Annotated in this window: 11 protein-coding genes; 8 read left to right on the top strand and 3 right to left on the bottom strand. The window is 62.6% G+C overall.

The annotated features are described in order from the left end of the window. The first annotated feature begins 48 nt into the window (after nt 1–48). The 7 genes from ACBG85_RS21510 (at nt 49) to ACBG85_RS21480 (ending at nt 7406) form a co-directional block, all read left to right on the top strand. The gene (locus ACBG85_RS21510) at nt 49–840 is read left to right on the top strand and encodes a LytTR family DNA-binding domain-containing protein (protein ID WP_003939723.1); all 792 of its coding nucleotides are present in this window, start codon (nt 49–51) and stop codon (nt 838–840) included. Further along, nucleotides 837–1208, top strand: a complete 372-nt coding sequence (locus ACBG85_RS21505; protein ID WP_003939880.1) for a membrane protein — start codon at nt 837–839, stop codon at nt 1206–1208. The genes ACBG85_RS21510 and ACBG85_RS21505 overlap by 4 nt, the downstream gene beginning before the upstream one ends. Before the next feature lie 10 nt (nt 1209–1218). Beyond that, nucleotides 1219–2970, top strand: a complete 1752-nt coding sequence (locus ACBG85_RS21500) for a cation acetate symporter (RefSeq protein ID WP_037128497.1) — start codon at nt 1219–1221, stop codon at nt 2968–2970. Nucleotides 2971–3132: 162 nt separating this feature from the next. After that, nucleotides 3133–3495, top strand: coding sequence for a DUF485 domain-containing protein (locus tag ACBG85_RS21495; RefSeq protein WP_003939976.1), 363 nt, complete (start codon nt 3133–3135; stop codon nt 3493–3495). Continuing rightward, nucleotides 3492–5129, top strand: coding sequence for a cation acetate symporter (locus ACBG85_RS21490; RefSeq protein ID WP_007727752.1), 1638 nt, complete (start codon nt 3492–3494; stop codon nt 5127–5129). The genes ACBG85_RS21495 and ACBG85_RS21490 overlap by 4 nt, the downstream gene beginning before the upstream one ends. A gap of 73 nt (nt 5130–5202) precedes the next feature. Beyond that, nucleotides 5203–5634: an SRPBCC family protein gene (locus tag ACBG85_RS21485; RefSeq protein ID WP_003939735.1), complete on the top strand. Its 432-nt coding sequence runs from the start codon at nt 5203–5205 to the stop codon at nt 5632–5634. A gap of 119 nt (nt 5635–5753) precedes the next feature. Beyond that, a complete protein-coding gene (locus ACBG85_RS21480) occupies nt 5754–7406 on the top strand; it encodes a substrate-binding domain-containing protein (protein ID WP_333823498.1) in 1653 nt (550 codons plus the stop codon). Nucleotide 7407: 1 nt separating this feature from the next. On the opposite strand, the gene ACBG85_RS21475 is transcribed toward ACBG85_RS21480, so the two are convergent. Continuing rightward, on the bottom strand, nt 7408–8313 hold the full coding sequence (locus ACBG85_RS21475; protein ID WP_047272597.1) for a transporter substrate-binding domain-containing protein: 906 nt from the start codon (nt 8311–8313) through the stop codon (nt 7408–7410). Nucleotides 8314–8378: 65 nt separating this feature from the next. Beyond that, nucleotides 8379–8651, bottom strand: a complete 273-nt coding sequence (locus tag ACBG85_RS21470; RefSeq protein ID WP_037128762.1) for a WhiB family transcriptional regulator — start codon at nt 8649–8651, stop codon at nt 8379–8381. Nucleotides 8652–8766: 115 nt separating this feature from the next. Between ACBG85_RS21470 and ACBG85_RS21465 the strand changes: the two genes are divergently transcribed. Next, entirely contained in the window at nt 8767–11049 is a 2283-nt protein-coding gene (locus tag ACBG85_RS21465; protein ID WP_372024759.1) for an ATP-dependent DNA ligase, read from the top strand. On the opposite strand, the gene ACBG85_RS21460 is transcribed toward ACBG85_RS21465, so the two are convergent. Then, a complete protein-coding gene (locus ACBG85_RS21460) occupies nt 10949–12490 on the bottom strand; it encodes an MFS transporter (protein WP_372024756.1) in 1542 nt (513 codons plus the stop codon). The genes ACBG85_RS21465 and ACBG85_RS21460 overlap by 101 nt on opposite strands. Nucleotides 12491–12515: the final 25 nt, after the last annotated feature.

The following is a 12515-nucleotide window of genomic DNA, read 5'->3' as shown; positions in this document are numbered from 1 at the left end:
TCGCCTTCGATGATCAGGCTGAAACCGTCGTGGGAACATGGACCTGTTGTGAACGAGACTGACACTGATGCCCAGCTGACCGTCCTTGCCGTCGACGACGAGAAACCAGCCCTCGACGAGCTGGCCTTCTTGCTGCGCGCCGAGGACTCGGTGGCGCACGTTCACACGGCATCGGATGCGACGACAGCGTTGCGGATACTGCGCGGTGGAAGCATCGACGCGGTGTTTCTCGACATCAACATGCCCGGACTCGACGGTCTCGAACTGGCCGGCATCCTCTCCAATTTCGCGACGCCACCGCCCGTGGTGTTCGTGACAGCGCACGACGATCGAGCGGTTGACGCATTCGATCTCGGCGCCGTCGACTACCTACTCAAACCGCTCCGGGAGGAGCGTCTCGCTCAGGCCGTTCAGCGGATCGTGGGGCTCGCCGGGCGCACCAAGAGTGAGAGCAAACCCGAAGCTGCGCCCACGGACGAGGTGATCCCGGTGGAACTGGGCGGTGTCACGACGCTCGTTCAGCGTTCCTCGGTGGAGTGGGTGGAAGCCGACGGGGACTACGCGCGTTTGCACACCGCTGGAAAGTCGCACCTGGTGCGCATCCCGATCTCGACGCTCGAATCACGCTGGGCCGACGCGGGCTTCTTGCGTGTGCACCGCTCCTACCTGGTATCTCTGGCGCTGGTCACCGGCATCCGAACAGTAGGCAGTGGATTGGTGGTCTGTCTGCGCCCGCACGGCGACAAGCCTCCCGTCGAGCTTCCGGTCAGTCGCAGACACACCCGTGAACTCAAGGATCGACTGGTTCGTGCGCCCAAGCAGAGTTGGTTGTCGCGGTGACGTCGCAGTCCGATCCTCCGCAGCGTGAGCGCGTTGTGTTGGCGCAACGTAGTGGCGCACGGATCGTGCGAACACGGGTGGAGGTGCAGGAACAGACCGAAGTCGGTGACGCCATGATCCGCGGTCTCGTTCGCGCGCAGTTGGGACTGGCGATTCGCCTTGCCGTCGTCGCAGCCGGGCTCCTGTGTGCGGTACCGCTGCTGACGCATCTCTTCCCGACGCTGTCGGAGGTCGCGGTCCTTGGCATCCGGTTGCCGTGGCTCGTGATGGGCGGCGCCGTGTATCCCTTGCTGTTGACGACCGGTTGGGTGTTCGTGCGTCGTGCGGAGCGAAACGAGCAGGACTTCAACGACATCGTGGACGACTGAGCGCGGCACTGTGGGAGGACAACCTATCCCGGTGTTGACGGTGCTCGGCATCGTGGCAGCAGCTGTCGCGACGGTGGCTATCGGAATCTACGGCGTTCGGCTCGCTCGTACCACCTCGGACTTTCTCGTCGCGTCCAGAACCGTCAGTGCGCGGTGGAATGCGACGGCCATCTCCGGCGAGTACCTCTCTGCTGCTTCGTTTCTCGGTGTTGCGGGGCTGGTCGCCAAGTACGGCGCCGACGCACTCTGGTATCCCATCGGCTTCACCGCCGGATACCTCGCCCTGCTGCTGTTCGTCGCAGCGCCGCTTCGGCGTTCCGGTGCGTATACCGTCCCCGATTTCGCCGAGTTCCGTCTCGGCTCACCGCGATTGCGCAAGCTCGCGATGCTCGTGGTCGCGATGGTGTGCATCCTGTATTTGATTCCACAGTTCCAAGGCGCGGGACTGACGCTCAATATCTTGCTCGGGGTTCCCAGTTGGATCGGCGGCGTAGCGGTCGGGGTCATCGTCATCGCCAACGTCGTCGGCGGCGGGATGCGCTCGATCACCTTCGTTCAGGCCTTCCAGTACTGGCTGAAACTGACTGCCGTCGCGATTCCCGCTGTGGCACTGACCTTCTACTTCTTCGGCGATCACCACGACGTCGGCGCGTCGATGCCGCCGACGGTCACCACTGCGACGACCGTCGACATCACCACCGACGTCGTCGTCCAGGTGTCCGAGCCGGTGACGGTCAGCGGCGGCACAGTCGACGGGCGAGCGGTCGAAGGCACGATGACCCTGGGGCCGGGGGAGCACACTCTCGGTGAAGGCATGTCCATGGTCCTCGACGCGGGAGCCGCCGTCCCTGTCGTCGCCGGAGCGCCCGCGCAGAACTCTGACTGGATCACCCCGGGTTGGGGTTTCGGTGGGCCGCACCCGATGTACCAGGTGTACTCGCTGATGCTCGCGACCTTCCTCGGAACGCTCGGCCTTCCTCATGTTCTCGTCCGGTTCTACACCAACCCCGACGGCCGGGCAGCCCGTCTGACGTCGCTCGCCGTTGTCGGTCTGGTCAGCGTGTTCTACCTGTTTCCGACACTCCTCGGCGTCTTCGCTCGCCTGTACGTCCCGCAACTTCTGATCACCGGCACCTCTGACGCGGCGGTGCTGCTGTTGCCGGGCTCGGTGTTCTCGGGGTGGGGCGGACAACTGCTGGCAGCCCTCGTGGCGTCCGGTGCCATCGCCGCTTTCCTGTCGACGTCGTCCGGATTGCTCGTCAGCATCGCCGGCGTCGTCAGTACCGATGTTCTCCGTGGTCGAGTTCGAGACTTCCGTATTGCAGCGCTACTGGCCGGGGTCGTTCCTCTCGTGCTGTCGCTGGCGGTGGTGTCGGTCGACCTCTCGAGAACCGTCGGTTTGGTGTTCGCAGTCGCCGCGTCGACGCTCTGCCCACTGCTCGTATTGGGTATCTGGTGGCGCGGTCTGACTGCCGTCGGCGCGGGGGCGGGGATGGTTGTCGGTGGATGTGTTGCGGGCACTGCCGCTACTGTCGCCGTCCTGGGTGGTTTGTCGGAGGACGTCCTTGGTGGCTGGCCGGCAGCCATTTTCGCGTTCCCGGCCGCGGTGAGCGTGCCGCTGGCGTTCCTCACGATGATCGTCGTGAGCAAGGTGTCGTCGAAGCAGATACCGGCAGATATTGCGCGAATCTTCACGCGGATGCACGCCCCGGAACGTCTCGGAATGGGCTCCGATCGCGAAGACGATCTCCGCCGACCCTGACTTTCACCGCCCGAACCCTCTGCCGTTGGTCGCGCCTGCCTGACCGTTCGGCGCAGCGCGCGACTGCTCACCGTGTGACTGGCGCCACAGCGCCTTCATGTGACTCCGATCTCACTAACGTCTGTGCGTAGTTCACTTCACACGCGAGGCGAGGAGCCGGCAGTGTCCACAGCAGAAATCAGTGAGGGGTCGCCGCAAGAGCGACGCACCCCGGATGCCCAGGCATTCATAGACATGCAAGCGAGTCCCGAATTCCAGGAACTCCGAACGCGTCTGCGCAAGTTCGTTTTCCCCATCACTGCATTCTTCCTGCTCTGGTATGCGGTGTACGTCGTCCTGGCTACCTATGCCCACGACTTCATGGCCACCAAGGTCCTCGGCAACATCAATCTCGGCATCATCCTCGGCCTCGGGCAATTCGTCACGACCTTCGCCATCACCGCGTGGTACGTGAAGTTCGCAGGTCGTGAGCTCGATCCCCGCTCCGCCGCCATCCGTGAAGAACTGGAAGGTCCCGCACAGTGATCACCACACTCGCCGCGTCCGGAACGGACGTAGGAAACCCAGCCTTCAACATCGCGATCTTCCTCGCTTTCGTCGTCGTGACCATGACGCTGGTGATCCGCGCCAGCCGGACCACCAAGAAGGCGTCCGACTTCTACACCGGTGGTGGGCAGTTCACCGGCCCGCAGAACGGGTTCGCCATCGCCGGTGACTACCTCTCGGCGGCATCGTTCCTCGGTATCGCAGGTGCGATCGCCGTGTACGGCTACGACGGCTTCCTGTACTCCATCGGCTTCCTTGTCGCCTGGTTGGTTGCACTGCTCCTGGTCGCCGAATTGCTCAGGAACACGGGCAGATTCACGATGGCCGACGTGCTGAGCTTCCGACTCAAGCAGCGTCCGGTGCGCATGGCGGCGGCCCTGTCCACTCTGGCCGTTTCCCTCTTCTATCTTCTTGCCCAGATGGCCGGCGCCGGTGGACTTGTCGCGCTGCTGCTCAACATCGACGGCAAGGTGGGACAGTCGATCGTCGTCGCGATCGTGGGTGTGCTGATGATCGTGTACGTCTTGGTCGGCGGCATGAAGGGCACCACCTACGTACAGATGGTCAAGGCAGTTCTGCTGGTTGCCGGAGCCGGAATCATGTTCGTACTCGTTCTGTGGGCAGTGCGCGGCAATTTCTCTCAGTTGCTCGCCAATGCGCAGGACATGGTCAACAGTTCCACCACCAAGGGTGTGCAGGGACGCGACATCCTCGGGCCCGGTGCCAAGTACGGTCTTTCCGGAATGACGAAGCTCGACTTCATCTCTCTCGGAATCGCTTTGGTGCTCGGCACGGCGGGCCTGCCGCACGTGCTGATGCGCTTCTACACGGTGCCCACTGCCAAGGAAGCTCGCCGCTCGGTGACCTGGGCGATCGCGCTGATCGGTGCCTTCTACCTGTTCACACTGGTTCTCGGCTACGGCGCGGCCAGCATGGTCGGACCGGACAAGATCTTGGCAGCGCCTGGTAAGGAGAACGCGGCCGCTCCGCTTCTCGCCTTCGAGCTCGGTGGCACCATCTTCCTCGGCATCATCTCCGCGGTGGCGTTCGCGACCATCCTCGCCGTCGTTGCCGGTCTCGCGATCACTGCTTCGGCGTCGTTCGCTCACGACATCTACGCCAGTGTCATCAAGCGCGGCAACGCAACCGAGGAGCAGCAGGTTCGAGTTTCTCGAATCACCGTCGTGGTCATCGGACTCGTCTCCATCGTTCTCGGCATCATGGCGATGGGGCAGAACATCGCCTTCCTGGTGGCCCTCGCCTTCGCAGTGGCGGCCTCGGCGAACCTGCCCACCCTGCTCTACTCGTTGTTCTGGAAGAAGTTCAACACCACCGGTGCGCTCTTCAGCATCTACGGCGGTTTGATCAGCTGCTTGACGCTGATCGTGTTCTCCCCGGCGGTGTCGGGTAAGCCGTCGTCGATGTTCCCGAACTCCGACTTCGCCTGGTTCCCGCTCTCGAACCCCGGCATCGTCTCGATTCCGCTGGCATTCGTCCTCGGCATCGTCGGTACGTACATCGGACGTAACAAGATCGAAGATCCGGCAAAGCAGGCGGAGATGGAAGTTCGCTCCCTCACCGGTGTCGGCGTCGAAAAGGCTGTCAGCCACTAAGAGGGGCAAAGCCCCGTGCGTCTTTCTGGTACCTCTGGTTACGGAAAAGGCGCACGGGGCTTATTGTTCTGCCATGGCAAAGCTCACAGTGAAAATCGACGTTCCGCTTCCTCCTCAGGAAGTGTGGGACAAGGCGTCCGATCTCAGTGGATACGAAAACTGGCTCGTGGTTCACGACGGATGGCGCAGTGAACTTCCCGAACAACTGGGTGTCGGCACCGAGATCAGCTCGGTCGTGACTGTGAAGGGCCTGCGCAACCGCGTTCGGTGGACCATCAAGAAGTACGACGTCCCGAAGGCGATCTCGCTCAAGGGAGACGGCAAGGGCGGGGTCAAGCTCGGTCTCGAACTCGACGTCAAGGCAAAGGGCGACGGGTCGGAACTCGCGCTGACAGTCGAGTTGGGCGGCGCGCCGTTGTTCGGCCCGATCGGTTCGAGTGTGGCGCGGGCGCTCAAAGGCGATGTGGAGAAGTCGCTGGCCCAGTTTGTCCAGATCTACACCTAGTTGTGGAGATTTCCACATCGAGCTACTTCACCGCTAACATGAGATAGGATTCTTTTCGGCGGGATAAACCGGGCATCGGTTGGTTATTGATGCGGGTCCCGCCGGAAAGGATTCGATCAATGTCGTCTCGTCATGGGTACGGCGCACCACCTGCGTCCATGCCTCGATCCGTGCAGGTTCTGATCGGACTCTTGGCAGTAGTCGCAGTCGGTGGCACCGCAGCATTCGCCGTGACGTTCAAAAGCGTCAGCGACAAGGGAGAACTCGGTGCGAGTGCTGTCACAGCGGCGACGGCAACCAGCTGTGAGAACCCGGAGACCGTGACCGTGGCGGCCGATCCGTCGATCGCCTCGGGACTCGAAGCTGTCGCCGCTGCCATCCCCGCTACGGAACTCGGGTGCAGCTCGCTCAGCGTGACGCCGCAAGATCCCGTGCTCACCGTCGCGGCGATCGCCGACGGTTCGGCGCCCGCACTGTGGATCCCTGATTCGAGCGAATGGTTGGACAAGGTTTCGGCTAGCGGGCAGGAGATTCGCCGGATCAGCAACTCGGTCGCGTCCACCCCTGTTGTCACTGTCTCGGCGCCGGGTAGCGAGGCACCCGCCGCTTGGACGGATGTCCTCGGCGCTCCAGCACTGCACATCGGCGATCCCCTCACCAGTGCCGTCTCCAGCGCACCGATCGTGGCAGCCTTTGCCGAGGCCCAGTCGCGGGGCGGGGACCTCACGTCCATTTCGGCAGCCCTGGTCCCGGTGGCGCAAGCGCAGTACGGAAATCTGAAGGAAACCGGTTCGACCGGACGCATCCAAACCGTGGACGCGGACGGCGGGACCGCGGTGACGACCGAGCAGACCTTCGAGGCTTATCTCGCCGCACATGCGGACAGTCGACTCACCGCGTCGGTACCGTCGTCCGGTTCGGTCTTCATGGACTACCCGATGGCAAGTGTGGGTGCAGACTCGTCGGCGGTCGATGCCGGCAAACTGCTGGTGGCAGCGCTGACATCGGACACCGGGCGCTCCGTACTTGCCGGCCTCGGGTTCCGCGGCGCGGATCAGGCCCCACCGGTCGCCGGTGGAGTGGGAAAGGTTGGCTCGCTGGTGCCGTCCGATCCGTCTGTGGTCACCAAAGCGCTTGCGCGGTACGAGATTCTGTCCAGGCCTTCCCGCGCGCTGGCAGTTGTCGACGTCTCGGGGTCCATGGACTACATGCAGGACGGGGTCACTCGAATGGCCGCGACTGCACAGGCCGGTGACATTGCGATCCGAATGTTTCCCGCCAACGCACAATTGGGTCTCTGGGCATTCTCCGTAGACCTCGGCGAGGGCACGGACTACCGCGAACTCGAACCTGTCGCCCGTATGGATGCAACTGAAGGCGACACGGATCATCGGAGCAAACTGCTGTCTCGGATCGACAGCCTCTCTTCGATCGTCGGCGGCGGAACAGGTTTGTACGACAGCGTTCTCGCCGCGTATCGGTCCATGCAACAGACCTACGATCCGGCCTCGATCAATTCGGTGATTCTACTGACCGACGGTGCGAACGATGATCCGTCGAGTATCTCGCTGCAGGAAATTCTCGACACCCTGACTCGCGAGCAGGACCCGACGCGGCCGGTACCGATCATCACCATCGGTGTCACCGATGACGCCGATACCGATGTGCTCGAGCAGATTTCGGCTCTCACCGGCGGCAACAGCCACTTCGCTCCGACACCGGCAGACATCCCGAAGGTCTTCGTCGGCGCGATCAGTGGGCGCGCCGGCTGAACTACTCGAGGACTGGCGCGTCGGCGCTGTCCGTGATCCATTCGGTTGCGAGTCTCTCGAGGGTGCCGTCGGCGTAGAGCGCATCCACGGCGGCAGAGACGCACGCCGTCAGAGGACTGTTCTTCTCGAGCACGAACCCGAAGAATTCGGTGACCGCGTTGGGTCGCGGAAACTGACCCACGATGACCGACCCGGGCAGTTCGTTCTCGGTGATGTGAAATCCGGTCGGGATGTCGACGACCAGTGCGTCGATCTCGCCCGCGGCCAGCGCAGCTTTCGCATCGTCCGTGGTCGCGAACTCGCGTGGCGCAGTGGTCGGAACAATCGTGTCCGTGATCGCCGCGAGGCTGGTGGAACCGGTCTGAGCGCCCAAACGGTAGCCGGCAAGATCCGCAAGATTCTTTGCCTCAGCGGCTTTGCTCCCGCGCGAGGCGATCACCGACTGCGCCACTGCGTAATACGGCGAGCTGAAGTCGACGTTCTCACGGCGATCCCCGGAAACCGTGAACTGATTGACGTCGAAGTCGAAATCCTTGGGGCCTGGTTTCAGTGCGTCGTTGAAGGCGACCGTGGTGAAGCGAACCTGACCGGCGTTGTACCCGAGCTTGTCGACGACGGCCCGGGCCACCGCCCCCTCGAAGCCCTTGCCGTTGGACGGAGTGTTGTCGACGAACCACGGCGCGTACGCCGGCGAATCGGTGGCGATGGTCAAGACACCGTCTTCGAGGGTGGTCCCGCTCTGGGGTCCGCACTTGTCCACGGCGGTAGTCGAGGGCAGTTTGGTGAATGCCTCGGGAACCGTGGTCGTGGTGTCCGCTGCCGCAGGTGCCTCCGGCTGCGACGAACACGAGCCCAACAAGATCGAGGAAGCGAAGATCGCGGTCACGGCAACAGCGCGTCGTGTCATAGGCACAAGGCCATCTTGCCTGTTTGTCCGGTACGGACGTGACGGGGGTCTCGTGTGAGCGGAGTTCACGCAGCTGAGCGTCGTAGTGCAAGGCGCTCCGACGGTGTCGTCCCACCCCATACTCCGTGTGGTTCAGCGGTGTCGAGTGCAAACGTCAGGCAGTCCCGAATGACCGGGCAGCGGAAGCACACCTGCTTTGCGGAATTTTCCCGTGCAGCCCGATTGCGTCCGCGTTCTTCACCCGGCGAATAGAACACCGCGGGGTCCACCGTCTTACAGGTGGCGAACATCCGCCAGTTGTTGTCCACCAACGGCTCCACGGAACTGCGAACTGTCATCGTGGTCTCCTCTCCCATCGAGAATCCAGTCTTGCCCGTGGACTGGCGCAGCGGCAGGTTTCCGATCCACCAGATTTCTACTGCCAGATGCAGCACTATCCAGCACAATGAGGAAATGGCAACGACGGATCGGGGTCAGATCACGCTCGACGGCACAACGGTGTCCGTGACCAATCTGGGCAAGATCCTCTACCCCGAGAGCGGCACCACGAAGGCCGAAGTCATCGACTACTACACCCGTATCGCCGCAGTCATGCTTCCGCATGTCGTCGGTAGACCGGGCACTCGTAAGCGTTGGCCCAATGGCGTGGGCGGTCAGTCCTTCTTCGAGAAGAACCTTGCGTCGTCTGCCCCGCAGTGGCTCACGCGTGCGTCGCTGCAACATTCTGATCGTGTCGTCACTTACCCGGTCTTCGATTCCGTTGCATCCCTGGCGTGGCTGGGGCAGCAGGCCGCACTCGAATTGCACGTTCCCCAATGGCGATTCGACGGTTCCGAGCGTGGTCCGGCGACACGACTGGTATTCGATCTCGACCCGGGCGAAGGCGTCGGGTTGACCGAGTGCGCCGAGGTGGCGAGGTCGATTCGAGATCTGGTCGCAACTCTGGGGTGGACTGCCTATCCGGTAACCAGTGGTAGCAAGGGAATTCACCTCTACGTTCCACTGGATCGAGCCTTGGACGGCAGCGGTGCGTCGACTGTCGCCAAGCAGATCGCCACCGGACTCGAGAAGCTTCACCCGGATCTCGTCACCGCGACGATGGCTCGAAATGTGCGGGCAGGCAAGATTTTCGTGGACTGGAGTCAGAACAACGCAGCCAAGACAACCATTGCGCCGTACTCGATGCGCGGTCGCGATCAACCCTATGTTGCCGCGCCGCGCAGTTGGGACGAACTCGACGATCCGAAACTACGACATCTGTTGTTCGACGAGGTTCTGGAGCGCGTCGAATCCGATGGTGATCTGCTGGGCGATCTGGATCCGCCGGTCTCGGCGGCTGTAGCCGACACGTTGACGCACTATCGCAACAAGCGGTCGGCCGACCGGACGCCGGAGCCGATCCCTGCTGCGGTGACCAAGGAGACAGCGGGCAATACCTTTGTGATTCAGGAACATCACGCCAGACGATTGCATTACGACGTTCGGCTGGAGCGGGATGGTGTGCTCGTGTCCTGGGCTGTTCCGAAGGGCGTGCCGACCAGTGCCGGAGAGAATCGGTTGGCCGTGCACACCGAGGATCACCCGCTCGAGTACGCCACGTTCTCGGGCACGATTCCGAAGGGGGAGTACGGCGGCGGTTCGATGACGATTTGGGATTCCGGGACGTACGAGACCGAGAAGTGGCGTGAAGACGAGGTGATCGTGCGCCTCAGTGGGAAACGGGTGCAGGGACGCTTCGCGCTGATCCGGACGAAGGGTGACCAGTGGTTGATGCATCTGATGAAGGATCAGAACGCGAGTTTCGGAACGGAGTTTCCCAAGAATCTCGAGCCGATGCTTGCCACCGCTGGAACGCTCGAAGGTCTCGACTCGCAGGAGTGGGCTTTCGAAGGTAAGTGGGACGGGATCCGAGTGATTCTCGAATATCATTCGGGCACAATGTCACTTCGCAGTCGCGCGGGTAACGACAAGACCGGGGACTATCCCGCCCTTGCCGGGTTGGCCGAGGTGCTGGACGGTCATGACGTGGTTCTCGACGGTGAAGTGGTGGCGTACAACGACGCGGGGGTCACCGATTTCGGTCTTCTCCAGCGAGGTGGGGAGCCGGTGTTCCTGGCCTTCGATCTTCTGTACCTCGACGGAGTGTCTTTGCTGCGGAAATCCTACTCGGACCGGCGCACCGTGTTGAATGCGTTGGCGGGCAAGGTCGGTGAGCTCGAGGTACCTCCACAGATCGAGGGCACGGCGGAGAACGCGTTGGAGGTGAGTACCGATGCCGGATGGGAAGGGATTGTCGCCAAACGTCGTGCATCGGTCTACCTTCCGGGGCGGCGTGGGTCGAGTTGGATCAAGGTGAAGAACTGGCGCACTCAAGAGGTGGTGATCGGAGGGTGGCGCACTGGGCAGGGCAATCGAGCACAGGGGATCGGGGCGCTGCTCATGGGAATTCCGGGTGAGGATGGATTGACCTACGTGGGGCGCGTCGGTACAGGCTTCAGTGATCGCGACTTGGAGTCTTTACTTGCGACACTGGAACCGCTGCGTCAGAAGGAAAGTCCGTTCGGGGAGGAACTGCCCGCCGACGACCGCAAGGGAGCAGTGTGGGTGAAACCGGAACTCGTCGGTGAGGTGCGGTTCATGGATTGGACGGCGACCGGACGCCTTCGTCATCCGAGTTGGCGGGGTCTGCGGGAGGACAAGAAACCGGGCGACGTGGTGCGGGAAACAGTGCAATGACGGCCAACGCACCGACGAACGCGACTGCGGCACAGATTTGGATTCCGGTACTCATCGCCGAGGTGTAAGCCTGGTTCGCTGCGTCGGTCAAGGCACTCGCGGGGGGAGCGCCGGCATGGATCTGCGCCGGATCGGCTGTGGAAGTGTCGACTCCGGGTTCGAAGCGGGACCGGAAATCGGTGGCTACGACCGTCCCGATGACGGCGACGCCCAGAACTCCACCCAACTCTCGCACGACGCTGTTGATCGAACTGGCCATCGAAGCCTGCTGGGGCGCAACCGAAGCCATCGACGTGGTTGTGGCCGGAGCCATGACCAACCCCATCCCCGCGCCGACCAGTGCCATGATCGCAGCCAGGATTCCGAACGGTGCGTACCTATCTGCTGCGATCGACAGGACCAACAGTCCCGCGGACATGACTGCGAGACCGCTCGCGATCGAACTGCGCACGCCGAATCGGCCGACCATACGATCGCTGCTGGAGGCGACAGCCGCCATCACTATCGCAAACGGAACTGCACCGACGCCGGCGACCAATGGACCGTAACCACGAACTAATTGGAGGTATTGCGTGTACGTGAAGAGAACTCCGAAAAGGGCGAAGAACGTTGCGGCCAAGATGGCATTGGAGATGCTGAACACTCGACTGGTGAAGATGCGCACGTCGGTCATCGGCGCCGAGGCCCGCAGCTCCCACCAGACGAATCCGGCGAGAAGTGCTGTTGCGCTGACGATCTCCAGCACCGTGACGGGCGACGACCATCCGCGAAGGCTTGCCTGGGTGAGGGCATCCACGATCAAAGCCAGTCCGCCGGCGGACAGCAGGAGTCCGGGGATGTCGAACGAACCCTTCGTGATCCCTCTTGCCGGGGGCACAAGAAAAACCGTCGCGGCGATCACACCGGCGACCAGTGGGACGTTTATCCAGAAGGCGCTTCCCCAACTGAAATGTTCGAGAAGTACGCCACCGGCCACGGGGCCGATCGCGATTCCCAGTCCGGCGGTTGCAGACCAGATTCCTATCGCCCGGCCTCTCTCGTGCGGGGCGAACATCGAGACGACAAGTGACAGCGTCGCCGGCATGACCAGTGCGGCGGCTGCCCCCATCACTGTTCTCCATCCGATCAGCTGCAACGACGTGTGAGAGAGGGCAGCGAAGGCTGACCCGAGGGCGAACAAGGTGAGGCCGGTCAGAAGTATCCGACGGTGACCGAATCTCGCGCCGAGTCCACCTGCCGTGATGAGCAAGGCGGCGAACGCCAATGTGTATGCGTTGGTGATCCATTGCAGGTCGACGGTGGTCGCCCGCAGTTCGCGGGCAAGGGTCGGGATAGCGGTGTTGAGGATGGTGTTGTCGATCGTGACTACGACGAGGGATGTGCAGAGGGCGCCCAGTGCTGCCCATCGTCGCCGGTCAGTGGGTTCGAGGGAATTCATCATGTCCTTACGAATGTAACCTTACGAA

It is taken from the genome of Rhodococcus sp. NyZ502, assembly GCF_041464245.1.
Classification (GTDB): domain Bacteria; phylum Actinomycetota; class Actinomycetes; order Mycobacteriales; family Mycobacteriaceae; genus Rhodococcus_F; species Rhodococcus_F qingshengii.
The sequence above is the reverse complement of the archived record's forward strand: the minus strand, read 5'-3'. Positions and strand labels throughout refer to the sequence as shown.

Coding starts and splice junctions, on each gene's coding strand:
- ACBG85_RS21480 (WP_333823498.1), top strand. CDS start 5,754: ATGTCGTCTCGTCATGGGTACGGCGCACCACCTGCGTCCATGCCTCGA.
- ACBG85_RS21470 (WP_037128762.1), bottom strand. CDS start 8,651: ATGACAGTTCGCAGTTCCGTGGAGCCGTTGGTGGACAACAACTGGCGG.
- ACBG85_RS21465 (WP_372024759.1), top strand. CDS start 8,767: ATGGCAACGACGGATCGGGGTCAGATCACGCTCGACGGCACAACGGTG.
- ACBG85_RS21475 (WP_047272597.1), bottom strand. CDS start 8,313: ATGACACGACGCGCTGTTGCCGTGACCGCGATCTTCGCTTCCTCGATC.
- ACBG85_RS21485 (WP_003939735.1), top strand. CDS start 5,203: ATGGCAAAGCTCACAGTGAAAATCGACGTTCCGCTTCCTCCTCAGGAA.
- ACBG85_RS21460 (WP_372024756.1), bottom strand. CDS start 12,490: ATGATGAATTCCCTCGAACCCACTGACCGGCGACGATGGGCAGCACTG.